This window comes from Pseudoduganella sp. RAF53_2 (assembly GCF_052113985.1).
Lineage (GTDB): Bacteria > Pseudomonadota > Gammaproteobacteria > Burkholderiales > Burkholderiaceae_D > Rugamonas.
Genome location: NZ_JBFRDW010000909.1, coordinates 1 through 1,697, shown reverse-complemented (window position 1 = coordinate 1,697; position 1,697 = coordinate 1). Strand labels below are relative to the sequence as shown.

Below are 1,697 nucleotides of genomic sequence, written 5' to 3'. Positions count from 1 at the left end.
AGGTAACCTCCAGCACGGTGCACAGCACGCCGCCGACGCTGCCGTCGTCCTGGTACACCGGCGTGTAAGCCAGATCGAACCAGATCTCTTCCGGATGACCGTTGCGCATCAAGGTCAGCGCAACGTTATTGTGCTGGCGTATCTCGCCGCCCAGGCCGGCGGTCAGCATTTCGCGGTTCCAGTCCCAGATCTCGGGCCAGATCTCGGGCACGGTGCCGCCCAAAGCCCGGGGATGGCGCGCGCCGGCAATCGCGATATAGCCATCGTTGTAGATCATGGTATGCGATGGCCCCCACATCAGCACCATGGCGATGGGCGTGTTCAGGACCAGGTCAACCGTGTTGCGCAAGGCGGGACTCCAGCACGACATGGGACCGATGGCTGTCGCGCTCCAATCCAGCGCCCGCACCAGAGTGCCGGTGACGGCGCCGCCGTGCGGCTGCCAGCCAGTCGCCGGGTTATCGCCGCGTGCCGGTGCCATATTCATGATGCTTTCACCGCTGCCCGCCGCGGCAGCGTAATGGTAAATGTCGTGATGCCACGTTCCTCGTCGGTCGCGACCGCCATGTCGCCGCCATGCGCTTTGACGAACATGCAGGCGGTGTACAGTCCGAGTCCCAGGCCCTGCCCTGCCTTGCGCGCTTCGCGGCCATGCTGGAAGGGTTCGAAGATGCCAGGCAGGCGCTCCGCTGCGATGGCGCCGTGGTTGCTGACCTGGAGCACGATATAGGTGGCGTCGGTGCCATCCACTTGCAGGCGTACCAGGTGTTCCGGCGCACCATGCTGCAAGGCGTTGCCCAGCATTTGCGACATGACTTGTGTGAAGACGGCGGCATCGACCCAGGCGGTTGTGTCGCCGTGGCTGTCGACACTGGTGCGCTGCATTTCGCCCGCCAGCAGGCGGCAGATGGCCGACAGGTCATGCTCGCCCCGGCTCAGTTGCAGATCGCCCTTGCGGATRCGCGCCAGGTCCAGCAACTGGTCCACCATCTGGCCCATGCGCTTGGCGCTGCTCTGGATGCGCTGGGCGGTTACCGCGACTTTTGGATGGTCGGTCATCATCGGCAGCAGCATGGCGCCGTTCATCACCACCGACAGCGGCGTGCGCAAATCATGGCCCAGCACGGCGGTGAACTTTTCGTTGAGGTCGAGCGCGCGCTGCAGTTCTTCGAGACGCGAGGCCAGTTGCTTGCGCTGCTGGTACAGCTCAACAAACATATTCACCTTGCTGCGTAAGACTTGCGCGTCGACAGGCTTGAACAGAAAGTCGACGGCGCCCGCCTCGTAACCGCGGAAACTGAAGCCCGCCTCCGGTGCGGCAGCGGTCAGAAAGATCAGCGGTGTACCGCGGGTGCGCTCGCTGCCGCGTATCAGCTCGGCCAGTTCGAAGCCGTTCATGTCGGGCATGCGCACATCGATCAGGGCCAGGGCAACGTCGTGCTGCAGCAGCARCTCCAGCGCTTCGTTGCCGCAGCCGGCCTTCAGCACGGACACGCCTTCCCGCGCCAGCAGGGCTTCCGTGGCAATCAGGTTCTGGGCAGTGTCGTCGACGACGAGGATGTAAACTGGCGCGCTCATGAGGTGCCACATGCTATCAGTAATTAACGTTTTTACAGGGGCAGTGTCGTCGACGACGAGGATGTAAACTGGCGCGCTCATGAGGTGCCACATGCTATCAGTAATTAACGTTTTTACAG

General features: G+C 63.0%; 1 protein-coding gene and 1 pseudogene. Both read right to left on the bottom strand.

All coding sequences use genetic code 11. From position 1 onward, the window contains the following. Positions 1–487 (bottom strand): annotated as a pseudogene (locus AB4Z11_RS30915) (hybrid sensor histidine kinase/response regulator); the annotation flags it as partial. Continuing rightward, positions 484–1,578 carry a hybrid sensor histidine kinase/response regulator gene (locus AB4Z11_RS30910; protein WP_442029892.1) on the bottom strand — a complete coding sequence of 365 codons (1,095 nt, stop codon included), beginning with the start codon at positions 1,576–1,578 and terminating at the stop codon, positions 484–486. The gene AB4Z11_RS30910 and the pseudogene AB4Z11_RS30915, both read right to left, overlap by 4 nt. Positions 1,579–1,697: the final 119 nt, after the last annotated feature.